The 24851-nt window shown below is 59.2% G+C and carries 25 protein-coding genes and 2 pseudogenes; 11 read left to right on the top strand and 16 right to left on the bottom strand.

From position 1 onward, the window contains the following. Positions 1-303 precede the first annotated feature (303 nt). The gene (locus BK665_RS10055; RefSeq protein ID WP_123405078.1) at positions 304-786 is read left to right on the top strand and encodes a cysteine hydrolase family protein; all 483 of its coding nucleotides are present in this window, start codon (positions 304-306) and stop codon (positions 784-786) included. 141 nt (positions 787-927) lie between these two features. Further along, positions 928-1299, top strand: a complete 372-nt coding sequence (locus BK665_RS10050) for a DUF6124 family protein (RefSeq protein WP_123405076.1) — start codon at positions 928-930, stop codon at positions 1297-1299. Positions 1300-1343: 44 nt separating this feature from the next. Here BK665_RS10050 and BK665_RS10045 read toward each other — a convergent pair. Both BK665_RS10045 and BK665_RS10040 read right to left on the bottom strand, forming a co-directional pair. Beyond that, a pseudogene (locus BK665_RS10045) lies at positions 1344-1702 on the bottom strand (HipA N-terminal domain-containing protein); the annotation flags it as partial. Next, positions 1699-1950, bottom strand: a complete 252-nt coding sequence (locus BK665_RS10040) for a helix-turn-helix transcriptional regulator (protein WP_123405074.1) — start codon at positions 1948-1950, stop codon at positions 1699-1701. The gene BK665_RS10040 and the pseudogene BK665_RS10045, both read right to left, overlap by 4 nt. 199 nt (positions 1951-2149) lie before the next feature. Between BK665_RS10040 and BK665_RS10035 the strand changes: the two genes are divergently transcribed. The 6 genes from BK665_RS10035 (at position 2150) to BK665_RS10010 (ending at position 8894) form a co-directional block, all read left to right on the top strand. Further along, positions 2150-3556, top strand: a complete 1407-nt coding sequence (locus BK665_RS10035) for a DUF2252 domain-containing protein (RefSeq protein ID WP_123405072.1) — start codon at positions 2150-2152, stop codon at positions 3554-3556. A gap of 363 nt (positions 3557-3919) precedes the next feature. After that, positions 3920-4240, top strand: coding sequence for a hypothetical protein (locus BK665_RS10030; RefSeq protein ID WP_123405071.1), 321 nt, complete (start codon positions 3920-3922; stop codon positions 4238-4240). Continuing rightward, positions 4237-5697 (top strand): ATPase domain-containing protein, encoded by a 1461-nt coding sequence (locus BK665_RS10025; protein WP_123405068.1) that lies wholly within the window; start codon positions 4237-4239, stop codon positions 5695-5697. Before BK665_RS10030 ends, BK665_RS10025 begins: the two co-directional genes overlap by 4 nt. A 9-nt stretch (positions 5698-5706) precedes the next feature. Further along, positions 5707-6729, top strand: a complete 1023-nt coding sequence (locus BK665_RS10020; RefSeq protein ID WP_123405066.1) for a sensor histidine kinase — start codon at positions 5707-5709, stop codon at positions 6727-6729. 56 nt (positions 6730-6785) lie between these two features. Further along, a complete protein-coding gene (gene rimJ / locus BK665_RS10015) occupies positions 6786-7373 on the top strand; it encodes a ribosomal protein S5-alanine N-acetyltransferase (protein ID WP_123405065.1) in 588 nt (195 codons plus the stop codon). Positions 7374-7454: 81 nt separating this feature from the next. After that, positions 7455-8894, top strand: a complete 1440-nt coding sequence (locus tag BK665_RS10010; RefSeq protein ID WP_123405063.1) for an ArnT family glycosyltransferase — start codon at positions 7455-7457, stop codon at positions 8892-8894. A 201-nt stretch (positions 8895-9095) separates the two neighbouring features. Here BK665_RS10010 and BK665_RS10005 read toward each other — a convergent pair whose 3' ends face one another. Together BK665_RS10005 and pmrG are read right to left on the bottom strand one after the other, a co-directional pair. Beyond that, positions 9096-9929, bottom strand: a complete 834-nt coding sequence (locus tag BK665_RS10005) for a phosphatase PAP2 family protein (protein ID WP_123405061.1) — start codon at positions 9927-9929, stop codon at positions 9096-9098. Between the two features lie 22 nt (positions 9930-9951). Further along, positions 9952-10623: a lipopolysaccharide core heptose(II)-phosphate phosphatase PmrG gene (gene pmrG / locus BK665_RS10000; protein WP_123405059.1), complete on the bottom strand. Its 672-nt coding sequence runs from the start codon at positions 10621-10623 to the stop codon at positions 9952-9954. A gap of 262 nt (positions 10624-10885) precedes the next feature. On the opposite strand from pmrG, the pseudogene BK665_RS35335 reads away from it, so the two are divergent. Beyond that, a pseudogene (locus BK665_RS35335) lies at positions 10886-11899 on the top strand (methyl-accepting chemotaxis protein); the annotation flags it as partial. Between the two features lie 42 nt (positions 11900-11941). Continuing rightward, complete coding sequence (locus BK665_RS35330) at positions 11942-12805, top strand: methyl-accepting chemotaxis protein (RefSeq protein WP_375538930.1); 864 nt, start codon at positions 11942-11944, stop codon at positions 12803-12805. A 551-nt stretch (positions 12806-13356) separates the two neighbouring features. Here the strand turns inward: BK665_RS35330 and BK665_RS09990 are convergent. From BK665_RS09990 to mdaB, 11 genes are all read right to left on the bottom strand, one after another. Continuing rightward, positions 13357-13776 (bottom strand): type II toxin-antitoxin system VapC family toxin, encoded by a 420-nt coding sequence (locus BK665_RS09990; protein ID WP_123405055.1) that lies wholly within the window; start codon positions 13774-13776, stop codon positions 13357-13359. Continuing rightward, positions 13773-14018 (bottom strand): FitA-like ribbon-helix-helix domain-containing protein, encoded by a 246-nt coding sequence (locus BK665_RS09985; RefSeq protein ID WP_123405054.1) that lies wholly within the window; start codon positions 14016-14018, stop codon positions 13773-13775. The genes BK665_RS09990 and BK665_RS09985 overlap by 4 nt, the downstream gene beginning before the upstream one ends. A gap of 83 nt (positions 14019-14101) precedes the next feature. Beyond that, positions 14102-14470 carry a glyoxalase superfamily protein gene (locus BK665_RS09980; RefSeq protein WP_123405052.1) on the bottom strand — a complete coding sequence of 123 codons (369 nt, stop codon included), beginning with the start codon at positions 14468-14470 and terminating at the stop codon, positions 14102-14104. Positions 14471-14587: 117 nt separating this feature from the next. Then, entirely contained in the window at positions 14588-16045 is a 1458-nt protein-coding gene (locus BK665_RS09975) for an N-acyl-D-amino-acid deacylase family protein (RefSeq protein WP_123405050.1), read from the bottom strand. 15 nt (positions 16046-16060) lie between these two features. After that, positions 16061-16699, bottom strand: a complete 639-nt coding sequence (locus BK665_RS09970; protein WP_123405048.1) for a YdcF family protein — start codon at positions 16697-16699, stop codon at positions 16061-16063. Next, entirely contained in the window at positions 16696-17370 is a 675-nt protein-coding gene (locus BK665_RS09965; RefSeq protein ID WP_259699594.1) for an HAD family hydrolase, read from the bottom strand. Before BK665_RS09965 ends, BK665_RS09970 begins: the two co-directional genes overlap by 4 nt. Position 17371: 1 nt before the next feature. Further along, positions 17372-18547, bottom strand: a complete 1176-nt coding sequence (locus BK665_RS09960) for an MFS transporter (RefSeq protein WP_123405044.1) — start codon at positions 18545-18547, stop codon at positions 17372-17374. Positions 18548-18614: 67 nt separating this feature from the next. Continuing rightward, complete coding sequence (locus BK665_RS09955; protein WP_123405042.1) at positions 18615-20336, bottom strand: carbamoyltransferase family protein; 1722 nt, start codon at positions 20334-20336, stop codon at positions 18615-18617. Between the two features lie 538 nt (positions 20337-20874). Next, complete coding sequence (locus BK665_RS09950; protein ID WP_123405040.1) at positions 20875-21768, bottom strand: NAD-dependent epimerase/dehydratase family protein; 894 nt, start codon at positions 21766-21768, stop codon at positions 20875-20877. A gap of 103 nt (positions 21769-21871) precedes the next feature. Continuing rightward, positions 21872-22783 (bottom strand): LysR family transcriptional regulator, encoded by a 912-nt coding sequence (locus tag BK665_RS09945; protein WP_123405038.1) that lies wholly within the window; start codon positions 22781-22783, stop codon positions 21872-21874. A 169-nt stretch (positions 22784-22952) separates the two neighbouring features. Next, a complete protein-coding gene (gene mdaB, locus BK665_RS09940; protein WP_123406308.1) occupies positions 22953-23543 on the bottom strand; it encodes an NADPH:quinone oxidoreductase MdaB in 591 nt (196 codons plus the stop codon). 159 nt (positions 23544-23702) lie between these two features. On the opposite strand from mdaB, the gene BK665_RS09935 reads away from it, so the two are divergent. Continuing rightward, a complete protein-coding gene (locus tag BK665_RS09935) occupies positions 23703-24017 on the top strand; it encodes a putative quinol monooxygenase (RefSeq protein ID WP_123405036.1) in 315 nt (104 codons plus the stop codon). On the opposite strand, the gene BK665_RS09930 is transcribed toward BK665_RS09935, so the two are convergent. Next, the gene (locus tag BK665_RS09930) at positions 24007-24771 is read right to left on the bottom strand and encodes a sulfite exporter TauE/SafE family protein (RefSeq protein WP_123405034.1); all 765 of its coding nucleotides are present in this window, start codon (positions 24769-24771) and stop codon (positions 24007-24009) included. The genes BK665_RS09935 and BK665_RS09930 overlap by 11 nt on opposite strands. Between the last annotated feature and the right edge of the window lie 80 nt (positions 24772-24851).

Here is a 24851-nt window from a genome sequence, read left to right as displayed (position 1 = left end):
ATCACTCATCATGCACACGAAGCACGATAGTCAGCGCGGATGTGAACGGCCTTCATATCGAATGCAAGCGGGCGATAAAGCGGAGTGCAATTTCGCAAGGTATTCCAGTTGGTATTCCAGCTAAAAATCCAAACAGACATTAATTATGAAAAACAATATGATAAAGCCCAGGTTCAGATTACCCCGGCCCACCAAATCCGAAACAAGACAAAACCCGCCAAGTGCGGGTTTTGTTGCATCTGGGGTACAACAAACCATGCCCCGGTGCCGCCGCCAGACCGACACAAATCCCCGGAGAAGCCCATGCACCAAGCCCTCCTCATCATCGACGTTCAACCCAGCTTCGCCCCGCCACGATGGCTCGTCGATGGCATACAGGCCCTCATCGGCACCCTGCCCAGCGTCGCCACGGTCGAACGCCACGACGAAGCCAAAACCCCCTTCCAGAAACAACTCGGCTGGCATCCGGCTCCGGACGACAACAGCCTGATCCAGGCCGATCGCATTTTCATCAAGCACGGTTATGCGCCGACACCGGAAACCATCGAGTATCTGAAAAGCCTGAAAGTGGATCGGGTGTTGGTCTGCGGACTACAGACCGAGACCTGCTGCCTGGCGGCCGGGTTTGCGTTGTTCGATGCGGGGTTGCAGCCGACGTTGATTACGGATTTGACGGTGGGGTCATCGCTGGATCGGACGGGCGAGTTGGGGGTGCGGCTTTGGAAGCATCATTTTGGGCATACGGTGAGGGTGAGTGAGTTGTCATCGACGCCCACCACGTCCTAGGACATTTCCCTCAAGGTCTGTCGAACTCCATGAAGTATCGAGCAGTGGCCCGAGAAGATAACCTCGCCTATGTGTTGCAACCCGGCGAACGGCTTTGACAAGCCTAAAGCGTAGGGACACCCAACCTTCCGGAGTTCTTCCATGAAAAAGCCCAGCCTGACCTTGATCAAAAACCCGAACCCTCCAGCAGTACCGGACACTCTCGACCTGACCCAGATTTCCGAAGAAATCCAACGCCGCGTCAGCGCTCGCCAGAGCAACCCGAATCGATCTGAGCCGCCGCCAAACATTTTCGTCGTCAACCCGGACATCGACACGCCCACCCTCCTCGCTCACGCCTGCCATAACCTGGCTTTGTTGACAGCCATGTCCGCCACTTTGGCAGCCCAACTCGAAAGGCCCAATCGCAGCGTGCTATTTGCGATTCAGCGGCTGACGGTCTTGGCTGAACTGTTGGTCAATCAGGCGCTGAAAAACATCCGCTCGAGCAAGTCCAGGATTGAACCGGTCTGATACTGAGTGGGCGGCCTCAATAAGGTCGCCCTTTTCTATTGCTGCCGCTTCCATGGAAATTGCTGTACCCCAAGCATGGCATCCACTGCTTCGGAGCGTACGTGAACCCTGCCAATGGGCGAACTGCTGCCGGAAAGCGCCAGCAGCAACATCGGATCGACATTTACCGTTTTAGCCAGGCGATTACGCAGCATTTCCAGCACATAACCTTCAGGCAGATTCATCTGAAAAATCGGGTGCAGGTCTCGCCGACGAAACTCGTCAGTCGTACGGGCATCGACAAACTGATTGCCCTGCCAGGGGATGCATCTTCGTGATAACGGAAAATGAAATCCTCACCGTTTGTAAAAATGCTGCCGCTATCGCCCTCAGGGGTACTGACTTTTAGAGATGTCATTTTCATTCGAATAACCCCCCAAGCTCTTCAAGCGTTGGCATAGCGGCTGGAATGACAGCGAGTTCACAATCCAGAGCACCCAATACCCGCGCGTAAGCGATCACGCCTATGGAAGTGCTGCCCTTCTCCACAGCAATGATCTTCTGACGCGTCAGGCCGGCAAGTTGAGCGAGATTGGCCTGTGTCAGACCTCGATTCTTACGTTTTTCGCGTATCTGTTTGGCAAGACGCGAGATCAACACGTAGCAGTCCATGTTCCGTTACCGTGACATTTATAATTCAATGTATCGCAGGCGTAACATTTACGCGCCCCCAAAAACTTCTTTCAAGCCACCGACGCCCTTTACACAATCTCGCCCAAGAACAGTTTTGTCATATCGCACACCACTGAAATACCGACGTCCTTCTACACTCACCTCGCCCAGCCCCCAAAAAACCAACAAACGAGCCCCCATGACCACCCTCAAAGACCGCCTGAAACAAGGCAAGGACGCTCGCAAAACCTGCCCCCGCAATACCCAGTCGTCCCTCGGTCACATCGACCGCGACCCGCTGCCGCTGATCAAGGCGTCCAGCGAGGGCCGTATCAAGTCGCTGGTGGAGTTGCGCTATGGGCGCATGCTGGTTTCGCCGTTCACCTTCTATCGCGGCAACGCCCTGCTCCAGGCCCATGACTTGGCCGGCACCTCCAACATGGGCCTGATTTCGCCGATCTGCGGTGACAGTCACCTGATGAACTTCGGTGGTTTTGCCACGCCTGAGCGCAATCTGTTGTTCAGCGTCAACGACTTCGACGAAGCACACCCCGGGCCGTGGGAATGGGACCTCAAAAGGCTGGTGGCGAGTTTTCTGATTGCGGCGCGGGATCTGCGTCACGGGGAAACGGTAGAGGAAGATGTCTGCCGGCAAGTGGTCGCGGCGTATCAGAAGACCATGGCCGAGTGCGCCGAACAGAGCGCGCTGGAAACCTGGTACGAGTCCATCAGTTACGACGATTTGCTGGAGCAATCGAGCAAAGCCACCCTGGAACACGTGGAGCGGGCCATCGAGAAGGCCGAGCGCCGCACCCACGCCGAGTTGTTGCCGAAAATCTGCGAGCGTGACGCCCAGGGTCGTCTGACGATTCGTGATGACTTGCCGGAAATTTTCCACCTGCACAACGCCACGACGCTGCTGGATGCCGACGATGACTGGCTGCGGCTCTCGGACTGGAAACCGTTGTACGACACCTTCATGGGCGACTATCGGGCGACGTTGCAAGCGGATCGACGTGAACTGTTGTCGCGGTTTCATGCCCACGACATGGCGTTCAAAGTGGTGGGCGTGGGCAGTGTCGGCACCCGCTGCCTGGTGGCGCTGTTGACCGACGAACAGGAGAACCCGCTGTTCCTGCAATTCAAGGAAGCGCGGCGCTCGGTGCTCGCCGGTTACGTCAAGACCAAGTCCCGGGTGCAACACGATGGCCAGCGGGTGGTGAATGGCCAACGGCTGATGCAATCGGCCAGTGACCTGTTCCTCGGCTGGACCACCGGCCCCAATGGTCGACACTTTTATGTGCGCCAATTGCGGGACATGAAGGTCTCGGCGGAAATCGAGACGTTCGACGCAGCCACTTTCGCCGCTTATGGACGCACCTGCGCCCGCGCCTTGGCCCGGGCTCACGCCAAATCCTCAGGGCACGCCGCGCAGATCAGCGGCTACATCGGTAAAAGCGAAGCGCTGGCCGATGCGCTGTTCAAGTACGCCCAGGGCTATACCAAGCAGAACGAGCAGGATTTCGAGCGCTTTCAGCAGGCCTGTCGCAAGGGTCGTTTGCGCGCGCGCTCAGAAGCCGATTTTGCGGCGGATCATTTGCCATAAATCCAACGACAAGCTGAACCAGATGAATTTTTCTTCACCCTATCGACCCGCGCCAACCGGTACATTGCCCTCGCTCATTCAAGAAACTACGGTTTGCCCGCCCTCCCGCGGGCTTTTTTTTGCCTGCGGTTTGACCAAAAAGCATCAAAGCGCCCGGTTTCCGGGCCTCAAATGATCGTTGATGCAAATCATGTTCAACACCCGTATTGGGTGTAAGATCGGCACCTGTCAATCAGATATCAGTTAGCCATGTCCACGCTAAGCGAAGAGAGCCGCCAGATCGTAGCTTCTCTGGCGCACCGTGTTGGTCCCAACGCTGACACTGCAAGAATCGCCCAAGCGATCGTGTCCACCTTGCAGGAAATGAACGCAGCCCTCACGCCCATCATCGGCCAGCAAGGGGTTGTCGCGCTCTACCGCCGCAGCCTTCACCTGTGCGCCTCCACCCATCCGCGTCTGGCCGGCACCTACGACAGTGTGCAGGCCGCGCTGGATCTGATTGCCCTCAACTCCGTACTCGTCGAGCAAAGCGAAGTCGATGCACTGTTTTTCGGTGAAGTGCTGCTGACCACGTTCTATGAATTGCTGACCACGCTGATCGGGCCCTCGCTCACCGCACGTTTGCTTCGTGGCGTGTGGGAACCTTCTTTGAGCGACACCCCTTCGCAGGAAAATTCGCCATGAGCACCAAAGTAACTATCAACCGTCTGGCCACCGGCGTGCCAGGACTGGACGAGGTGCTGGGCGGAGGACTGCCGGAGTTTTCGTTCAACATGATCGCCGGCCCCCCAGGCTGCGGTAAAACCACCCTGGCGCATCAGATGATGTTTGCCCTGGCCACGCCTGAACGCCCGGCGTTGTTCTTCACCGTACTGGGCGAGCCGCCGCTGAAGATGTTGCGCTACCAGCAGCAATTCGACTTTTTCGACAGCGAAGCGATCAACCAGTCGATCCGCTACATCAACCTGGCTGACGATACCCTGGCCGGGAATCTGGACGAGGTGCTGCGGCGCATCGTCAGTGAGGTCGAGGCTCACTCGCCGTCGCTGGTGTTTGTCGACTCGTTCCGCTCCGTGGTGCTGGCCAGCCAGACCCAGGACAATCCCAATAACAACCTGCCGCAGTTCGTCCAGCAACTGGGCATGCTGATGACCACCTGGCAGGCGACGACCTTCCTGATTGGCGAATACTTCACCGAAACCGACACCAACCCGATTTTCACCGTGGCCGACGGCCTGATCTGGCTGCGCCAGAGCGTTCAGCGCAACTCGATGGTGCGCAAGATGGAAATCATGAAGATGCGCGGCCAGCCGACATTGCCGGGGCTGCACACCTTCCGCATCGCCACCTCGGGGATCAAGGTCTTCGCCCCCGCACGGCTCAACCCGGTTGAAGCACCGCTGGAGTTCCCGATCAAACGCCTGAAAATGGGCGTGCCGCAGCTCGACGAAATGCTCGGCGGCGGTTTGCCCCGGGGTTATTCGTTGCTGGTGGCCGGGCCGTCGGGCTCGGGTAAAAGCATCCTGGCGGCAACGTTCCTCGCCGAAGGCGCGCGTAACGGCGAAACCGGTGTGATCGCGGTGTTCGAACAACGGCCTAACCATTCGCAAAACGCCACGTTGGCCGGTTTGATCCAAAGCGGCCAGGTCGGACTGGTCGATAGCCGGGCGCCGGACCTGTCCATCGATGAAATCGTCCAGTTGCTGCTCAGCGAGATCGACCGACTCAAAGCCACCCGCGTGGTGATCGATTCGCTGTCGGGCTTCGAGCTGGCCCTGGCGCCGACCTTTCGCGAGGACTTCCGCGAATCGTTGTCGCGCATGGTCACGGCGCTGACCAGTGCCGGGGTCAGTGTGTTGATGACCTCGGAGCTGGAGGACCGCTACACCGATCTGCGTTTCAGCCCTTACGGCACGGCATTCCTGACCGACGCCATCATCGTCCAGCGTTACATCGAAGTGCAGAGTCGTTTGCTGCGCATCATGGCCGTGGTCAAGGTGCGAGCCAGCGCTCACTCCGATGAGTTGCGCCTGTACAGCATCGACGACAACGGCCTGCAAATCGGCGAAATGCTGCCGGATCAGGAAGGCTTGCTCGGTGGCCGGCCAACCCGTCGGCCCGCCCTCCAGGACAAGGTGTAAACAAGGACCATGACCGAGGCCAATGGCGCGAATGCACAAGCGATGGCTACGGCCGCTCGCGAGTTGTTCCTGCTCGGCCAGAAAACCGTCGAAGCCCGCGCCGTGCTCGCGGCGCTGCAAAAAGAACTGAGCGACACCAACAACCGGTTGGTGGACGCCCAGCAGATCGAACACCTGGTGGAAGCCAATCAGCAATTGGTACTGGCGATTCTGCTGGCGCAGACCGATGCGGAAAAACCCCAGCGTTCGAAAGAAGAACAACGACTGTTCCTGGAGATGCGCGAAGCCAATGCCCAATTGGTGATCGCCGCCCTCAGCGCGCAAAACCTGCAAGCCTCGGCGGAACACACGCTGGCGCAGCAACGCAACATTCTCACCCTTGTCGCCCATGAACTGCGCAACCCGCTGACGCCCATCAGCATGATCGCCGGGCGTCTGGTGCGGGTGTCCTCTGAAGAGCTGCCGCGCATGCAGGCGCTGATCGAAGGTCAGGTCAAACACATGTCGCGGCTGGTGGACGACTTGCTCGACGTGTCCCGCGCCAGCACCGGCAAACTGCGCCTTGATCGCCAAATTGTCGACATGGTTGAGATCATCCAGGGCGCCATCGAAGTGTGTAGCCCGGTGATGAACACCCGTCATTTGCACTTCATTGCCGAACTGCCCGAGTGCGCGCTGTCGGTGGACGGCGACCCGGTACGCCTCACGCAAATCCTCGGCAACCTGCTGGGTAACGCGGCCAAGTACACACCGGCCGGGGGCAATGTCACGCTGTCCGTCACCGCCAAGGATGACGTGCTGGAAATGAGCATTTGCGATGACGGCATCGGTATCTCCGCCCAGGCCCTGCCGTTTATCTTCGAGCCGTTTGTGCAAGACGTACATGCCATCGGCTTCAACGGCGCCGGCCTCGGTATTGGCCTGACGGTGGTACGTGAGTTGGTGGAGGCCCATGGCGGCACCGTCGTCGGCATGAGTGACGGCGATGGCCTGGGCAGTACCTTTATCGTGACGTTGCCGCTGGTGGTTTGAATTTTTCCGTCGGCCACTAATACTTGCGCGACGATCCCCGCGAACCGGAGCGCTGTATGCCGATGTTGTCCCTGCCCTGCAATCGCCTGACCCTGGCGGTGCTCGCCCCTGACCAGGCGTCGCTGGAAAGCGACTTCTACCGACGCAACCAGCGGCACCTCGCTCGCTGGTCACCGATTCGCCCCGCCGATTACCACAGCCCTGAACGCACCCGCCCGCGCCTTGAAGTGCAGGCCAGCGCTTTTGCCGCCGGCCTGGCGGTGCACTTTGCGCTGCTGGACCCGGACAACGGCCAGATGATCGGCGCCTGCAACTTCAGCGGCGTCACTCGTGGTGCGTTCCAGGCCTGTTATCTCGGTTACCACATCGACGAAGCGCATCAGGGCCAGGGCTTGATGCAAGAAGCCCTGGAAGCGGGCATTCGCTACATGTTCGAGGAACAGCAACTGCACCGGATCATGGCCAATTACATCCCTGGCAATGAACGCAGTGCGCGGCTGCTGGAACGCCTGGGTTTTGAGCGTGAGGGCTACGCCAAGGCCTACCTGAGCATCGCCGGACGCTGGCAGGATCATGTGCTGACGGCGTTGATCAATGAGCGCTTTGAAGCCCTGGAACAGCGCTGGTCCCGACCCCTCGCGTAATAGTCATATCCGTTCACAATTTGTTAAGTATTCACCCCGTATGCTCGGGCTTCCCGTTCCCTCGTTCGGTAACAGAAGCCTATGTCACGCGCCGCCCCGTCACTGTTTCTGCTGGCCGCTCTGCTGTTTTTCTTCGCGTTGGGCAATCATCAACTGCAAGGTTCCACCGAAGCCCGGGTCGCCGGGATCGCCATGGAAATGCACGTGGATAACGATTGGGTGACCCCGCGCCTGTTCGGTGAACCCTTTCTGGAAAAACCGCCCCTGAGCCTGTGGCTGGATGCCGGGGCGATTCGCGTTTTTGGCGGCACGCCGTGGGCCGTGCGACTGGCGTCGGCGTTTGCCGGGCTGTTCAGCGTGATGGTGTTGTACGCAATGCTGCGGCGGTTTGGCCGGCCCAAAGCTGTGGCCTGGACGGCGGGGTTCATGCTGGCAACCATGGCCAGTTACTGGAGCAACACCCGTGGGGTCGGGGAGGATGGCTTGCTGACCCTCGGCGTGACCATGGCGTTGCTGGCGTTTTTCCAATGGCAACGGCAATCAACGGTGGGCAATTCGTTGCTGTTTGTCGCCGGGATCAGCATTGCGACCCTGAGCAAAGGCGTATTGGGCCTGGCCATGCCGGGGGTGGTGATCTTTACCTTCCTGCTGGCCGAGAGCCTGATGGACAAACGCCTGAAAGTCGCCGACTGGCTGCGTCCGGGCCTGTTGACGCTGGTGGGTTTGATTCCGTTGCTGATCTGGCTGGCCGTGCTGTATCGGCATGGCGGCGCCCAGGCGCTCACCGAAGTGCTGCTGACCAACAGCGTCGGGCGTTTCAGTGGTTCCTTCGTTGAGGCCGGGCATTACGAGCCGTTCTATTACTACCTGATCAAACTGCCCCAGGCCTTTCTGCCCTGGAACATCCTGGTGTACCTGGGCCTGTGGCATTTCCGCAAAAGCCTGATGGCCAATCGGTATCTGCTGTTTTTCAGCGTGTGGATTCTGGCGCAATTCCTGATGCTGACCTTGGCTTCGAGCAAGCGCACGGTGTATCTGATGTCCCTGGCGCCAGCGGCTGCGGTGATCGCGGCTGAATATGCGCGGGTGCTCTACGAGCGGTTGAAGGCTCGGGAAAGCTCTCCAGGCCTGATCGGTCGCATAGCCCGTCATCAAAAGGGGTTGATCGCCGGTGTGCTCGCCGTGGTGCTGGGTTGCTACCTGATCAGCGCACAATGGCTGCTGCCTCACGCTGATCGCAAATTGTCGTTCGTGCCGCTGGTCGAGCAGATTCAAGCGCTGCAAGCCAAGGGGCAAAACGTCGCGCTGTTCCAGGCTGATGAGCGAGTGGGCGGCGCCAGCGTGTTTTATACCCAGCGGGTGCTCAAGGGATTGGACACAGAAGCGCAACTGCATGAGTTCTTGAAGGCGTCGCCGACGAACGTGGCGGTCATGGCGGGCGAAAGCGAACCGGTGGCGCCGTTGAAGGTGCTGAAGATCATGATGGTTGGAAGACAGCCGTATTACTTCGTTGGCGAGTGAGTCATTCAGGTAGACCGCGTTATCGTTCTTCGCGGGCAAGCCTCGCTCCTACAGGGATCGTGTGAACACCCTAAATCCCCTGTGGGAGCGGGCTTGCTCGCGAAGGCAATCTCCCAGCCACCACAACCTCCAAGCCAGACAACAAAAAAAACCCGCCATCCTCAATCAGAGGCTGGCGGGTTTTGTCGTTTAGGGCAGTGGTCAACTGGAGGTCTGGGCCTGCGCAACCCGCTCAACCCGCTCATGCCGCTGCAACACCGGCACTTCCAACCGCGCCCTTCCATAAAACGCCAACGCCGTCAGCAAACACGCCAGCCACACAAAGATCCCGGCCCAGAACGTGTGGGACATGTAGTGCCAGCCCTGCAAAACCCGCGTGGTGCCATAAATGAAACCCAGCAACAACGAACCCCACATCACGGCCTTCGAGAAGCGCCAGCGATAACGTCGAGCCACGAAGTACAACGCCAGCATGGTGAACCCGCCCGAAGCATGCCCACCCGGCCAGCAACGACCCTCGCCCGCTTCCCTGAATAACTGGAAGTTGCTGTACCACTCCACATGGGCCATTTTTCCGCCGTAGAGGGTGGTTTCAATCGGGCAATACACGCTGGTGTGGGACTTGAGGAAATGGATCACGCCAGTACAAATGGCAAACGCGACCACCACAAACAGAAAGTCCCGCCGATGATCGCGGGCAAAGCGCAGCACCGGTAAGGCTTTAGTGCGCTGCAGGAAACCACCGAGTCGTGGGTGCTTCTGTGGGTTGATCAGCGGCCAGACAAACGACAGGATCGCACCGATCACGGCAACTTCACCGGTCCAGTTCGGAATGATCCGCGCCCACTTGTGGGTGAGCTTTTCAAAGAAGTGAACCTTGTCCAGCGGGAATATCTGGCTGACCGGATCAAACAGCAGGTTGCTGAACGCGATGTCGATGTTGGTCATGTCGAACATCAGGAACACCACCGCCGCACAGGCCAGTGGAATACCGAAGTTCACCCAGTAAAAGCGCGAAGGGGAAGCGATCTGCATCGTAAGTCCTGAGTCAGTGAAATTAGCGGGTCGTCACCGAGCGCCAGTCAGAGGCTTCGATATAACCGAGGATAGAGGGTGCTTGCGGGGTTTCGGTGGAAACGAACAACGAGGCACCGTACCCCAGGGTGTCCGTCGACACGTTCATGCTTTTTTCCAGTTCGGTCATGCACTCGCTGTGGGTCACCAGGATCAGGTTGCGACCCGGTACTTTGTGCGCCAGGGCATCGCGCAGCATGGTGCCCTTGCAACTGATCAACCAGTCTTCTCCGGCGCCCACCGAGTTGAACATGTACCCGGCAGTCTGCGCCGTGCGCACCATCGGGCTGTTATAGATATCAGCCTTGTCCAGGCCCAGGCGTTCGAAATGCGAGCCCACCTCCACCGCGACGCCACGGGAACGGTCGGTGATGCCATCGTTGCCACTCAGGCAGGCAGCCTTGGAGTGATCGCAGCGCTCGACGTGACGCACCAGTACGATCATGTCGCCCTTGGCCCAACCGGACAGCAACGCCTTGGCGCCGGCCACATTGCCATGGGCCAGGTCCGGCACGGCGGCGGGCGCCAGCAGCCAGAGCGTCAGCGGAATGACCAGCAGTGCCGAGGCGAGCACCACCCATGCATTGCGATAACGGGCCAAAAAGCTCAGATCAATCGAGCGTTTTATCCCGAACAGACTCAGTCTCAATTCCACATCAAGCCGCCTCGCCGGCATGTCGCACTGGCCATTAGATGCCGCGAGGGTAGAGAGGCAAGCGTCCCCAACAAGTGAAACCCATGTGAAAAAAAGCTTAAGACCTGCCACACCCCTTGTTACAGGTTCTGTCCGACAAAAACCTTTCAGCTCTCGGGATTGCTGCCGATACAGGTCTGCAACACACCTTGCTGGCACCTAAAAACAACAATCTTCCAGCCAACTGACGATAAAGAAACACTATGTTCCTGGAGGAATTGTGATGAATGGATGGTTCGGCAATATCAGCGTGAACCTGAAACTGGGCCTGGGATTTGGCCTGGTCCTGGCACTGACCTGCGTCCTGGCCCTGACCGGCTGGACGAGCCTGGGCGGGTTGATCGACCGCAGCAACTGGATGAGCGACATCACCCAGCTCAACGCAGGCCTGACCAAACTGCGCGTGGTGCGCCTGCAATATATGCTGACCAACGGCGACGAAACCGCCGCACAAAACGTCCAGACCACCCTCGACAGTTTTGCCAACCAGCAAACCGCGCTGCTGGGTAAATTCAAGAACCCTGAAAACGTCAAAATGCTCAAAGAGCAGGCCGTGATCATCGCCGCCTACCAGACGTCCCTGAACAAAATGCGCAACGCCTACCGCACCGGCAACAGCGCCCGCGACGCCATGGGCGCCAACGCCGAGGCCGCCAGCACGCTGATCAACACCATCAGCACCCGCGTGCAGGACATGCCCCTGAGCGATCAGCGTTTCGAACAGTTCCAGGCCATCACCCAGGCCAAGGAAGCATTCATGCTCGCGCGCTACGAAGTGCGCGGCTACACCGCCAACACCAACCCCGAGACCGAGCAAAAAGCCATCGGCCAACTGGATACGGCCATCGCCAGCCTCAAGCCGCTGAACGTGCATTTCGCCGACACCCAGCAAGACGCCTTGCGTCAACTGGATACCGCGCTGACCAACTACCGCAGCGCCTTGCAGGCTTACAAAAGCGCCAGCAACGATGCGGTGCAGGCGCGCAAGGAAATGACCGACCAGGGCACCGCCATCGTCGAGCTGAGCGACAAGCTCTATCAATTCCAGATCGACCGTCGTGACATCGAAAGCGCCCAGGCCCGTACCCTGCAACTGATCAGCACCTTGCTGGCGCTGCTGGTGGGCGTGATTGCCGCCGTGATCATCACCCGCCAGATCACCGGCCCGCTACGCGAAACCATGACCGTGGTCGACCGCATCGCCAGCGGCGACCTGACCCAGGACGTCAAAGTTACCCGCCGCGACGAACTCGGCGTGTTGCAGCAAGGCATCGGTCGCATGGGCGTGACCCTGCGCGACTTGATCAGCGGCATCCGCGACGGCGTTACCCAGATCGCCAGCGCCGCCGAAGAGTTGTCGGCCGTGACCGAACAGACCAGCGCCGGGGTCAACAGCCAGAAGATCGAGACCGATCAGGTGGCCACCGCGATGCACGAGATGACCGCCACCGTGCAGGAAGTCGCGCGCAACGCCGAAGAAGCCTCCCAGGCAGCCGCCGCCGCTGATGGTGAAGCCCGCGAAGGCGATAAGGTGGTCAACGAAGCCATCGCCCAAATCGAACGCCTGGCCACTGAAGTGGCGCGTTCCACCGAAGCCATGAGCGTGCTGCAGCAGGAAAGCGACAAGATCGGTAGCGTCATGGACGTGATCAAGGCTGTGGCCGAGCAAACCAACCTGCTGGCCCTCAACGCCGCCATCGAAGCGGCCCGTGCCGGTGAAGCCGGTCGTGGGTTTGCCGTGGTGGCCGACGAAGTCCGGGGCCTGGCCCAGCGCACGCAGAAATCCACCGAAGAAATCGAAGGCCTGGTGGCCGGTTTGCAGAACGGCACGCAACAAGTGTCGGCAGTGATGAACAACAGCCGCGCCCTGACCGACAGCAGCGTAGCGCTGACCCGCAAGGCCGGCGTGTCCCTGGAAAACATCACCCGCACGGTGTCCAACATCCAGTCGATGAACCAGCAAATCGCCGCCGCCGCCGAAGAGCAAAGCGCCGTGGCCGAAGAAATCAGCCGCAGCATCATCAACGTGCGCGACGTCTCCGAACAAACCGCCGCCGCCAGCGACGAAACCGCTAAATCCAGCGTTGAACTGGCGCGGTTGGGTGGTCAGTTGCAGCAGATGGTGAGCCACTTCCGAGTCTGACATTTACCTTTGCGGTGAATGAAAGACCCCATCGCGAGCAAGCTCGCTCCCACAGGGATCTGTGCTCTACGCAAAATTTGCGTCTGGCAGTAATCGAATGTGGGAGCGGGCTTGCTCGCGAAGGCGGTGGGTCAGTCAACATCCGTATCGAATGTACCGGCCTCTTCGCGAGCAAGCTCGCTCCCACAGGGATCTGCGCGCTACGCAAAATTTGCGTCTGGCAGTAATCGAATGTGGGAGCGGGCTTGCTCGCGAAGGCGGTGGGTCAGTCAACATCCGTATCGAATGTACCGGCCTCTTCGCGAGCAAGCTCGCTCCCACAGGGGGGTTGTGCTCTACGCAAAATCTGCGTCTGGCAGTAATCGAATGTGGGAGCGGGCTTGCTCGCGAAGGCGGTGGGTCAGTCAACATCTGTATCGAATGAACCGGCCTCTTCGCGAGCAAGCCCGCTCCCACAGGGATCTGCGCTCTACGCAAAATTTGCGCCTGGCAGTAATCGAATGTGGGAGCGGGCTTGCTCGCGACGGCTATCTACAAATCACCGTAGATGTTCAGACTTCCCAGGGATTAATCACTTCAACCCCGGAAAACGCAAAGTCTCGAACATTGCGCGTAGCAATTGGCGCTCCATGGGTTCGACAAATAGCGGCGATTTGAGCGCCGGCCATTGAAGCCGCTCGACCATTTGCTTCACAGCCAGCAACGAGCGTCGCGTACTCAACAGCGGCGTGGGCATCAAAAGGCAATATCCTTCCGGCGAAGTCCTCTTCAAACATTGCCATCGCATGAGCCTCGAGCTTCTGTTTGCGTTTGCCGAAAGGCAGTCGTGCAATGCCATGGAGAATTTCCGCCACAGTCACTGCACTAATTGCCAACTCCATCGCCGGCTGAGCATCGACCCAAGCCAACACTTTTTCATCGGGCTCGACCCGCATGAACTCCGAAAGAACATTGGTATCGAGCACTATCATTCGCAGAAATCCACCGCCGTTGCTTTCTCTTCCCGCGAAGGCAAGTTGAGCTCGATACCGCCACTTGAGCTGAATCTGTTGCGGATCCGGCTTCCAAGCCCCCCGGCGCGATCAACAGTTGCCAGCGCTCTTCCCAGAATGAGACGCGCCTCCTCTTCCATCGAATGCCCATTGTGGGCGGCGGCTATGCGCAGCTGTTCTTTAATTTGGTCGTCTAGGTTTCGAATAGTGATGCTGGCCATGATGCCTCCTGCAATCAATGAAATCATTGATTGAGGCTAGCACATCTTTCACCACAAAAATCTTCCGAGCTGCCAAGCGGTTTTTAAACACTAATCGCATTGGTAAACACCAACCGATTCCCGAACGGGTCGGTTACGGTCATGTCCTGGCTGCCCCATGGCATAGCCTGGATCTGGGGTTTGGCGTAGGTGTAGTCCTTGGCGGTCAGTTGTTGCTGGAAGGCTTCGAGTTCGTCGGTTTCGATGCGCAGGGCCGAGCCCGGGGTGGCGTCGCCGTGGTGTTCGGACAGGTGCAGCACGCATTCGCCCCGGGAGACTTGCAGGTACAGCGGGAAGTTGGCTTCGAAGCGATGCTGCCAATCGATTTTGAAGCCCAGGAAGTCGACGTAGAACGCCACTGCCTTGGCTTCATCGAAAATCCGCAGGATCGGGGTGGTTTTGCCGAAGCTCATGGGTTGCTCCCTGACTTAAAAGGCCCAGTTTAGCTGGGCTGGATGTCAGCACTTCGGCTTGGCGATGGCTTTCTTTAATCTCACAGTGCCATCACTGTGACGCAGCACTCGAAATGGTCACCGGAAGCCGTCGCGCAAATTTCCTTCCCGCGCCAGAAACCGCCCTTCCCGGCACCCGTTCGCCTGGCCATCGGCATAGCTCAGTACACCGTTGATCCAAACCCCGTCAATCCCTTCCGCCGCTCGCTGCGGATCATGGAAGTCCGCCACGTCGCGAACGGTCAGCGGATCAAACAGAACCAGATCCGCCCAATGCCCTTCGCGAATTTCGCCGCGTGCCTTCAAGCCAAAGCGCGCCGCCGACAACCCGGTCATCTTGTGTACGGCGGTGTGCAGCGGGAAGAGTCCGACGTCACGGCTGAAATGCCCGAGCACCCGTGGGAACGCGCCCCACAAGCGTGGATGGGGAAACGGGTCTTCCGGCAAACCGTCGGAGCCAACCATGGACAACGGATGCGCAAGGATGCGCCGCACATCCGCCTCGTCCATCCCGTAATACACCGCCCCCGCCGGTTGCAGGCGCCGGGCGGCGTCGAGCAGGGGCATGCCCCACTCGGCGGCGATCTCGAGCAGATCGCGGCCACTCACTTCAGGGTGCGGCGTGGACCAGGTGATGGTGATGCGATGGGCATCGGTGACTTGCTTGAGGTCCAGGGTCGAAGAACTCGCCGCGTAGGGATAACAATCGCAGCCCACGGGATGGGTTTGCGCCGCGTGCTCAAGGGACGCCAACAACTGCGGACTGCGGCCCCAGTTACCGACGCCGGCACATTTGAGGTGGGACACGATCACCGGGGCTTTGGCATGTCGGCCGATCTGGAACGCCTCGTCCATGGCCTCCAGCACCGGTTCGAATTCGCTGCGCAAATGGGTGGTGTAGACCGCGCCGAACGCGCTCAGCTCTTCGGTCAATTGCATGACTTCATCGGTGGACGCCGAGAACGCACTGGCATAGGCCAGGCCGGTGGATAACCCCAGCGCGCCCGCCTCCAGGCTTGCGCGCAGTTGCTCGCGCATCCCGGCGATTTCATCGGCGCTGGCGGTGCGAAACAGGTCGTCGAGGTGATTGCTGCGCAGCGCGGTGTGGCCGACCAGCGCCGCCACGTTCAGCGTGGTGTTGGCCGCTTCGACGGCGGCGCGGTAATCGCGAAACGTCGGATAAACAAACGCCGCGCGCGTGCCGAGCAGGTTCATCGGGTCCGGCGGATCGCCACGCAAACTGACCGGCGACGCACTGATCCCGCAGTTGCCGACGATGACCGTGGTCACCCCCTGGCTGAGCTTGGGCAGCATCTGCGGCTGGCGGATCACCACCGTGTCGTCGTGGGTGTGCACGTCAATGAAACCCGGTGCCAGTACCCGGCCGGCGGCGTCGATTTCTTCAGTGGCGCGGGCGTCGTGCAGGTCGCCGATGCGCTCGATGCGCCCGTTCAGGAGCGCCACGTCGGCGGGATAACCGGGGCGGTTGCTGCCGTCGATGACCAGGGCATTACGAATCAGCGTGTCGTACAGCATGTCAGTCTCCGGGCCTCAGCTCCTGCCCTTGATCAAATGGTGATCGAACCCTTGCTCCACCAGGTAACGCCAGGCTTGCTGAACCTGGTCGGGAATCACCTGCTCGGCCTGGAAGCCCAGCGAAGGGTAAACCATGATGCGGTGAATATCGCCGACCATCTCGTCGATCAACCCCAGCACCCCGATCAGGTTGCTCACCCCGTCGGGAAAAGTGAATGACGGCGCATCCACAAAAGCCTCAAGCCCCGGCCACTGGATGGGCAAGGTCAGGGCCACGCGGCGGATCGAGTTCGGCTTGGTCAGGAACGTCGCCCGGCGCACTTGCGGGAACAAGTCCCTGGCAAACGCGATGTTCTCGGCGAAGTTGGTGGCGCGGGATTCAAGGGTGAATTGATCCGCCCTCACCCCCAGCGCGAGGGCTCGCTGGGCGAAAATATCGGCTTCGGTTTGTTCCCACAAATGTTTCGTCCAGTTGCCGGTATTGCCGGTAAATAGCAGGTGCGGGGCGACGCCTTGTTTCAGCAGTTCACAGGCGTAGTCACACACCCGCAAATCGTAGGAGCCGCAGACGACAATCAGTTCGCAAGCCTGGTGTTGGCGCCCGGCACCGAGAAAATCCCACAGGACGCTAGCGTGTTGCAGTGTCGGCGTCATGAGCGGGCGAACCTCTGGGCAACGCGCCCACTGATGAACAGCCCGCCGTCCCCCAACATGTGTGGCCCCAAATCCGTCATCGACACCGGCAGCGCGGTGAAGTCCGCATACAGCCGCGTCGCGCCGTGATCGGTCAACGTCTGGTCATCACCGATGCCAACGCACAGCGCGCCGCTGCTGATCGCCGACTGCACGCCGCTGACCGAGTCTTCGAACACCAGGCATTCGTCGCTCTGGCGCTCCAGGTGCGCCGCCGCCAAGCGATAAGCGTCGGGCGCCGGTTTGCCGCTGCGCACGTCGTCGCGGCAGATGATGCTGTCGAACACCGAGGTCAGATTGTGTTGTTGCAAAACGTGCCGCACGCGCTCGCGCCAACTGCTGGTGACCAGGGCCATGGGCACGGCGCAGTCTTTCAATTGGGCGATAAACGTAGCGACACCCGGCACCAGTTCACAGGACGAAACCTGCTCGGCGGCATCGACTTGCTGCTTGATCGCCTGGCGCTGTTCCTCGTCAAACTGACCGAACAACGCATTCAAGGTATGGCCGCCCGGACGGCCGTGAATATGCTCGGTAATAAATGCCTGATCGACGGCCACGCCGTAGCGCCGGGCAACGCTGGTCCAGGCAAATTCAATGACTTCGCGAGACTGGATAAGCACGCCATCCATATCAAAGCAGACGGCTGTAAACGTTTGTTGTGTCATGAGTTGAACTTCGCATCTTCTGATGAGCAATAAACGCCAGCACTGTGCCGATCAAGGCAAACAGCGCCATCACGTAGTAGGACCACTGTGGTTGCGTTTCATACAAATACCCGGCAAACGGCGTCGCCAGGCCCATGGGCAGCGCAACCGCCAGGGAGTAATAGACGCCCTGAGTAAAGACCTGAATGTCTTGCGGCGCATGGTCGCGGATGAATCGCATGATCGCCGAGTGGTACGCGGCAAAGCTCAGGGCGTGTAAACACTGGCCCAACAGGATCACTGACATCGCATCACTGTCGGAAAAAAATGCCCAGCGCAACGCCGCGCAGACACTGGAAAACATCACGATGGATAAGGGCGCACACAACGACAGGACTTTATTCGAGAGCGCGAAATAGGTGATTTCCGCCATCACCGCCACCGCCCAGAACGCGCCGATGGCCGCCGAAGAGTAGCCCTTCACGCCCCAGCCAATCGATGACGTGGAAAAGTACAACGTGTGGCTTAGTTGAATAAAACTGGCCGCCGCAATCGCGATCAACAGACTTTTTTGCGCCAACAGGGCTTTCCAGTCCGGTCGTTTAATCACGCGGTTTATAGGGGCCAGATGGGCCTTGGACACTTGGCGCTTCAAGCGCAAACACGCCAGGGCGGTGAACAACATGCTCGCCGCAATCACGATCGGCACCCAGGACTGGCTGTACTGCGCAAACAACAAACCGCCGAGGGTCGAGGTCAGGATAAACGCCGAAGAACCTACCGCCCGCACCCAGCCATAGTTCTGCAACGCCTGTTTGTCCCGCTTGAGCAAATAGGACTCGGACAAGGGCAAGACCACCATCCACAGCCCGCCAAACAGCACGCTCAGGCACACAAAGATCCACAAGTGCGCCGGCATGAAATAGAACAGCAACGTACAGAACGCCGCCGAGAAACCGAGAAAAGCCGCGAGACGCAATTGGTCCACGCGCCAGTCAGCCACGTAGGTGATAAACACCCCGGTAAACACCTGGGGCCAGTAAGCCGCCGCAATCAGCAGGCCTATCTGGCTGGCGCTGAACCCCAGGGAATCCAGCCACGTCGGCCAGAACGGGTAGATGATTCCTTCTGCCGCAAAGAACCCGAAAAAGATCAAATACATTCGTTAACCATACACCCTATGCGCCAAAAAACAGGGCTCCCAAGGAGCCCTGAAAACCACCCATCCCTTACTCGTAGCGTTGCTGGGTGAAGCTGTTCTTGCCTTTGCGCCAGACGATCAGCGACTCGCTCATCACCACCAGATCGACCATGCCTTCCTTCAACGCATCCAGTGCGTCCTGGGACGAACACACGATCGGTTCTTCATGGCGGTTGAACGAAGTGTTGATCAACGCCGCCTGGCCGGTCTTTTCATGCCAGGCGTTCAACAGGCGATGCATGAACGGGTCGCCCTCGGGGCGGATCACCTGTGGCCGGGCAGTGCCGTCGATGTGCACCACCGCCGGACTGGCCTCGCGGAATTGCGGGTGACAATCGTAGGTCATGGTCATGGTGTCCGCCGCGACCTGATCCTCATCCCAGCCGACGTAGCACGCCGCCGCCTGCTCGATGGCCGTGACCGGGCCGAAAGGCATGAACTCGGTGCGGTGCATGCGCTTGTTCAGCCAGTCATTCACCTCGGCATCCAGGGCGTGATAGACGATGCTGCGGTTGCACAGCGAACGCGGGCCGAACTCCATTTTGCCCTTGAACATGCCCAGCACCTGGTTCTCCAGCAATGCCTCGGTGAGGACTTCAATGATGTTCGACGGGGTGTGGTAGCCGAGTTCAGGGTAGTCGCGATTGATCAGGTTGATGTTCTGCGACACGCTGCGCGATTGCGGCCCAAGGGTCATCGCCGGGTTCTTGAAGCGGGTGCCCTTCTGCAGATACGCCGCCCCGACCGCCGCTGCCAACGCCAGGCCACCATCGCCCATGCACGGCAGCACGTAGACGTTTTTCACCCCGGGAATTTCCCGCAGGCGCTGATTGAGTTTCACGTTGCCGAACACACCACCGGCCAGGCACAGGTTGGCGCTGCCCCGTTTTGCCAGGTGATGGCTGACCGTGGCCACCAGCAGGTCTTCGGTGTGGCGTTGCACGGCGGCGGCGATGTCCTCGGGGGTTTCCCCGGCGAACAGGGTTTCCAGCGGTTCGCTGTAATGGTTGTAAGAGGGCAGGAACAGATCGCCACAGCAGGCCTTGATGCGCCCGTCTTCGAAACGGATCATCTGCTGCATCACCCCCAGCAGTTTTTGCGGATCGCCAAACGCGGCGAGGCCGGTGACTTTGCCTTCATGGCGATTGGGTTTGTAACCCAATAAATGGGTAATCCGGCCGTAGAAATAACCGAGGCTGTCGACGCTGGTTTCGCGCTGCAACACCGTGGTTTCGCTGGGGCTGTACCAGGTCACGGTCAGGGACTGGAAATCGCCGCGACCATCGCAGGTGAGCGTCAGCGCTTCGTCGAAGGGTGAACAGACATAGGCACCTAACGCATGGCACTCATGGTGATCAATGTAATACGCCTTGCCGGTCAAACCATTAGCGGCAATATATTCATCAAACTCGGCGCGTTTCTCTTTATCGTTTGTTACTTCATCAGTTACACGTTGGCGAAACTGTGTGAGGCCTTGGGGATTACTCCGCACTTCTTCAACAATACGATCGAAGTACAACTCCAAGTGTTTATCGGCACTGAAACCGGCGTTCCATCCATACGCCACATAATCGACATCTTCCAGGGACACACCCGCCTGACTCAATACAAATTCAATCGACTTGGCGGGCCAGATCTTATGATCCTTGATGCGGGTAAAACGCTCTTCACTGACTGCCGAAAGAATCTGCCCTTCACGTACCAGGCAGGCACCCGACAAATCATTGTTAGTAATGCCTAAAATGATCATAACGACTCCTTGTTCTTGCCAATTTCAGTGATGACTGTGCCCGCACTCGCCGAGTGCAGTGCTCTAGCCTGGGTTTATGAACGGATTTCAGGCATCAATGGCCGAACGTCATAAAGATTGAAGAGGCGAAGTCAATTGATTCGCCCGGGATATGCCTTTACGAGAAGACATCAAGAATGTGTAGTGCCATCGCAAATTCCTTTTGCAAAAAAAGTCCACGCGCATTTGCCTGTTTCCCCGGCCTAATGCCTGGGCAACAAGTGGATGACGGATACTTCATGATTGCCATCAGGGCTGGCCATGTTTGTCCGTGTGCAAGACTAGTAGGAAATTTCCGAACAGCCTCATACAGCTTCAGCTAAAAATTAAATATTCCTTTAAGTAAAAATTAAATACCGCTTTAACCTCCCCTGTTTATGGGGACTTGCACGCAATAATAAATATTAATTTATCGGGCAAAAAAAAACCCGCCGACGAGCATATTGCTCATCGGCGGGTTATGTGCTGAAACTTGCTACAGAATCAGCGGGCGTCGACCTCAGACCATTTCGTGGAGGATCCACTCAGTCACCGAAGTGCGCTTCGGCGCCCAGCCCAGCAGTTCCCGGGCATGTTTGCCGCGCACCCGACTGTTGGAGCCCAGGCCATAGTTGGCCATCTCGTAACCCCACTCGGCTTCGGCGTCTTTCAGCGGCCAGTCTTGCGGCTCGCCGAGGTTCAAGGCCTTGGCCATGGCGGTGGTCATGTCGATGAACGCGGACTCACCGCTTTCGACAAAGTAGAACGTGCCCGGGACATTTTTGGTCAGCGCCAGCAGGTACAGCGCTACGACGTCTTCGATGTGCACATTGGACCAGATGTTCTGGCCGGTGCCGACGTGGCGCACCACACCGCTTTTGCGTGCCTGTTTCAGCAGGCGCGGCAACTGCACGCTGTCGCGCTTGACGCCCAGGCTGTGACCGTAGATCAGGGTGTTACAGATGACCGCTGAGTTCACCCCGTCCTTCGCCGCCGCGAGGATCAGGTTGTCGATGGCCACGCGGGCGGCCTTGTCGACGGTGGGTGCCGGCAGGTTGTCTTCGTAGTAGATGACGTCGCTGGACTTACCGCCCGACGCATCGCCGACGATGCTCGAACCACTGGTGTGCAGGAACACTTTGTTGGAACCGCGTAGCGCATCGAGCAAGGCTTCTACGGCGGCGCGATGGTCGCTGCTGGCGGCGTTGATCACAGCGTCGGCGGCGCGGGCCTGTTCCGCCAGCAAGGCGCTGTCGTCCAGAGTGCCAATCACCGGGGTGATGCCCAGTGCGGTCAGTTCATTGGCTTGTTCGGCGCTGCGCACCAGGCCGGTGACTTGATGCCCGGCCTGGACCAGGCCCGTGGCGATGGAGCCGCCGATAAAACCGGCGGCGCCGGTAACGAATACGTTCATGGAGAAACTCCCTGCGTTAATAAGTGATGCAACGAGTATCAACGACCGAACCCTGTGGAAAAATCCCCGGTGGCCCAATTCACTCTTGCGCAGGGATCACGAATCAGCCTTGGAAATCCGAATTTGCGTATACCGCCAATTTGCCCTGGATAAAGTCCAGAAAGCACTGGATGCGCAGGGCCAGTTGCGAGTTGCGGTAGTACACCGCGTTGATCGGTTGGCGGTAGCCGCTGTTGAATTCCGACAGCACCTCCTTCAGGCGCCCGGCGCGGATGTCCGCATGGGTCATGAAGTCCGACAGGCACGCGATGCCCTGGCCTTCCAGCGCCAGGTGGCGCACGGTCTCGCCGCTGGAGGCGTTGATCGCGGCATTGATCGGCCAGCGATCGCCGTGCACATGACGCAGCGGCCATTGATTGAGGCCTTCGTTCTGGGTGAAGCCGATCAGCGTGTGATCGTTGAGGTCGGCGACGGCGACGGGTGTGCCGTGCTGCTCCAGATACGCCGGGCTGGCGACGATATGCAGCGGGCTGCACCCCAGGGAACGGGCGTGCAAAGTCGAGTCCGCGAGGGTGCCGATGCGGATGGCGATGTCGGTGCTTTGTTCCAGCAGGTCAATGATCAGGTCGTTGCTGTTGAGTTCGAGCTGAATGTCCGGGTAGAGACGGCGGAACTCATCGATGTACGGCACGATGGCGTGCAGCATGAAGGGCGACGCGGCGTTTATCCGCAGGCGTCCGGACGGAGTTTGCTGGCGGGAATTGAGGCGTTCTTCGAGCTCCTCCATCTGATCGAGGATCAGCTTGGCGTGCTCGAAGAAATACTTGCCCTCCTCGGTCAGGTCCATGCGCCGGGTGGTGCGGTTGATCAGCGTGGTATCGAGCTTGGCTTCCAGGCGCGACAACGTGCGGCTGACTGCCGAAGGCGTTTGCCCGACCTGCTCGGCCGCAGCCGAAATCGACCCGCATTCAATCACGCAGACGAAAATCTGCAATTCATCGGATCTGGCTTTCACGTGGCTCCCTTATCGATTGTCCTGCGCGATTCTCTGTGGCAAAGCAAAACCCTTGTGGGAGCGGACTTGCTCGCGAAAGCGTCGGCACATCCAACATAAATGTGGCAGACAGACCGCATTCGCGAGCAAGCCCGCTCCCACAGGTTCAGGCTTCGATAGTAGCTGAGCGTTACGCTTTGAGACCAAACACCTCAGTCAAATGCTGCTCATACCGCGCCATATCACGCTCGATGTCCGGGCGTTTCATCACGTCCACGCACAGGAAGGTCGGCAAACCGGTCATGCCGAGGAAGGTGTTGGCCTTGTGGAACGGGAAGTACACCGCGTCCACGCCCTTGGCTTCGAAGAAGTCGGTCGGATCGTCGAAGGCTTGCTGCGGGGCGTTCCAGGTCAGGGACAACATGTATTGCTTGCCCTGCAACAAACCGCCGCTGCCGTACTTTTGCGACGCATCGGCACGGGTGCGGCCATCGCTGGCGTAGAGGCTGCCGTGGCCTTCGGTGAAGACTTCGTCGATGTACTTTTTCACGGTCCACGGCGCGCCCATCCACCAGCCCGGCATCTGGTAAATGATCACGTCGGCCCAGACAAACTTGGCCACTTCTTCCGCCAGGTCATAGCCTTCGTCGATGAACGTGGTCTTCACGTCCAGGCCACCGCGATCCAGCACGCTCAGCGCGGTGTCATGCAACGTGGCGTTGTAGCGGCCATCGGAGTGGGCGAACTTTTTGCCGCCATTGAGCAAGAGGACTTTTTTCATGGGGATCTCGGAAGGTTGGAATTCGATGGCGGCAGAGTAGCGACCCGCCTCGCGCGGAATAAGCCACGAATTAACAAAATACATTTGACCAAAACGCACGAATCGACAGGCGATTGTTGCCATAGACTTTCGCCGATTCTTATTTCGAAGGATTTTTCGATGAGTGATGTACAAGGCTTCATCCTGCACGCCAAGACCCGCCCGGAAAAAGCCGAGGCCTTTGAAGCGCTGTTTCGCGCCTATGTCGAGCCGAGCCGCGCCGAACCCGGTTGCATCGAGTACCACATGCTGCGCGATCAGCAGGACCCGACGCTGTTTATCTTCTACGAGATCTGGGCGTCCCAGGCGCACCTGGACGTGCACTCGAACCTGCCGCACATGAAGCAGTTCCGCGAGCAGCGCATGGACTATCTGGAGCAGGATTTCGAGATTCGCGCCATCGACATGCTCAGCCCGTCATCGGCTACCCGCTGATCAGCAAGTGGCCGCCGAGCACGCCGAGGCCGATAAAGAACACTCGCTTGAACAGCGCGGCGCTGATCCGCTGACGCAACCATTGGCCGAGCAACATGCCGAGCACCGCCGGGATCAGCGCCAACAGCGAAGCGCTCAATTCGCCGCCACCGAGGGCACCGCGCCAGAACAGGCCGGCGGCCAGGGCCAGGGTCGAGACGGTGAATGACAACCCCAAGGCCTGCACCAGTTCATCCTTGTTCAGGCCGAGGGCTTGCAGATAAGGCACGGCGGGAATCACGAACACACCCGTGGCTGAGGAAATAACGCCGGTCAGCACGCCGCAGACCGGACCAAGCCAGCGCTCGGTGCGAGTGCCGATGCGCAACGTGGGCAGGAATAATCCGCTCAAGGCGTACAGCAATAACGCCGCCCCCAATCCCCGCACCACCCAATGACCACCGGCCATGTCGATCCACAGCGTACCGGCGCCAGTGCCAAGGAAAATCGCCAGCAGCATTGGCCACAAGCGTTTGATCAATCCTTGCAGATGTCCACCGAAGGCCAGTTGCCAGACGTTGGTCAGGGTCGCGGGGATGATCAACAGCGCGGCAGCCTGCGACGGTGCCATAGCCAGACCGAGCAAGCCCATGGCGATGGTCGGCAGGCCGAGGCCGATCACACCCTTGATCATGCCGGCGAGCAGGAAAGTGGCGATGACCAGCACCGACAGGGCCAGGCCGAGGTTTTGGTAGAACGTGGCGAGCGTATTCATGGGGCTATCCTGCGCCCCGGCGGCCGGGTTGAAAATCTGCCATATACTGAGGGTGCCTCTTGATATGACAGAGGCTGAAG

The organism is Pseudomonas frederiksbergensis (genome assembly GCF_003732665.1).
Classification (GTDB): Bacteria; Pseudomonadota; Gammaproteobacteria; order Pseudomonadales; family Pseudomonadaceae; genus Aquipseudomonas; species Aquipseudomonas frederiksbergensis_G.
This window is presented reverse-complemented; position numbering and strand designations above follow the sequence as displayed.

What these genes read in the sequence shown, in the direction of transcription:
- BK665_RS10055 (WP_123405078.1), top strand. Translation starts at nt 304, where the DNA reads ATGCACCAAGCCCTCCTCATCATCGACGTTCAACCCAGCTTCGCCCCG.
- BK665_RS10050 (WP_123405076.1), top strand. Translation starts at nt 928, where the DNA reads ATGAAAAAGCCCAGCCTGACCTTGATCAAAAACCCGAACCCTCCAGCA.
- BK665_RS10040 (WP_123405074.1), bottom strand. Translation starts at nt 1,950, where the DNA reads ATGGACTGCTACGTGTTGATCTCGCGTCTTGCCAAACAGATACGCGAA.
- BK665_RS10035 (WP_123405072.1), top strand. Translation starts at nt 2,150, where the DNA reads ATGACCACCCTCAAAGACCGCCTGAAACAAGGCAAGGACGCTCGCAAA.
- BK665_RS10030 (WP_123405071.1), top strand. Translation starts at nt 3,920, where the DNA reads ATGAACGCAGCCCTCACGCCCATCATCGGCCAGCAAGGGGTTGTCGCG.
- BK665_RS10025 (WP_123405068.1), top strand. Translation starts at nt 4,237, where the DNA reads ATGAGCACCAAAGTAACTATCAACCGTCTGGCCACCGGCGTGCCAGGA.
- BK665_RS10020 (WP_123405066.1), top strand. Translation starts at nt 5,707, where the DNA reads ATGACCGAGGCCAATGGCGCGAATGCACAAGCGATGGCTACGGCCGCT.
- rimJ (WP_123405065.1), top strand. Translation starts at nt 6,786, where the DNA reads ATGCCGATGTTGTCCCTGCCCTGCAATCGCCTGACCCTGGCGGTGCTC.
- BK665_RS10010 (WP_123405063.1), top strand. Translation starts at nt 7,455, where the DNA reads ATGTCACGCGCCGCCCCGTCACTGTTTCTGCTGGCCGCTCTGCTGTTT.
- BK665_RS10005 (WP_123405061.1), bottom strand. Translation starts at nt 9,929, where the DNA reads ATGCAGATCGCTTCCCCTTCGCGCTTTTACTGGGTGAACTTCGGTATT.
- BK665_RS35330 (WP_375538930.1), top strand. Translation starts at nt 11,942, where the DNA reads ATGGGCGTGACCCTGCGCGACTTGATCAGCGGCATCCGCGACGGCGTT.
- BK665_RS09990 (WP_123405055.1), bottom strand. Translation starts at nt 13,776, where the DNA reads ATGATAGTGCTCGATACCAATGTTCTTTCGGAGTTCATGCGGGTCGAG.
- BK665_RS09985 (WP_123405054.1), bottom strand. Translation starts at nt 14,018, where the DNA reads ATGGCCAGCATCACTATTCGAAACCTAGACGACCAAATTAAAGAACAG.
- BK665_RS09980 (WP_123405052.1), bottom strand. Translation starts at nt 14,470, where the DNA reads ATGAGCTTCGGCAAAACCACCCCGATCCTGCGGATTTTCGATGAAGCC.
- BK665_RS09975 (WP_123405050.1), bottom strand. Translation starts at nt 16,045, where the DNA reads ATGCTGTACGACACGCTGATTCGTAATGCCCTGGTCATCGACGGCAGC.
- BK665_RS09970 (WP_123405048.1), bottom strand. Translation starts at nt 16,699, where the DNA reads ATGACGCCGACACTGCAACACGCTAGCGTCCTGTGGGATTTTCTCGGT.
- BK665_RS09965 (WP_259699594.1), bottom strand. Translation starts at nt 17,370, where the DNA reads ATGGATGGCGTGCTTATCCAGTCTCGCGAAGTCATTGAATTTGCCTGG.
- BK665_RS09960 (WP_123405044.1), bottom strand. Translation starts at nt 18,547, where the DNA reads ATGTATTTGATCTTTTTCGGGTTCTTTGCGGCAGAAGGAATCATCTAC.
- BK665_RS09955 (WP_123405042.1), bottom strand. Translation starts at nt 20,336, where the DNA reads ATGATCATTTTAGGCATTACTAACAATGATTTGTCGGGTGCCTGCCTG.
- BK665_RS09950 (WP_123405040.1), bottom strand. Translation starts at nt 21,768, where the DNA reads ATGAACGTATTCGTTACCGGCGCCGCCGGTTTTATCGGCGGCTCCATC.
- mdaB (WP_123406308.1), bottom strand. Translation starts at nt 23,543, where the DNA reads ATGAAAAAAGTCCTCTTGCTCAATGGCGGCAAAAAGTTCGCCCACTCC.
- BK665_RS09935 (WP_123405036.1), top strand. Translation starts at nt 23,703, where the DNA reads ATGAGTGATGTACAAGGCTTCATCCTGCACGCCAAGACCCGCCCGGAA.
- BK665_RS09930 (WP_123405034.1), bottom strand. Translation starts at nt 24,771, where the DNA reads ATGAATACGCTCGCCACGTTCTACCAAAACCTCGGCCTGGCCCTGTCG.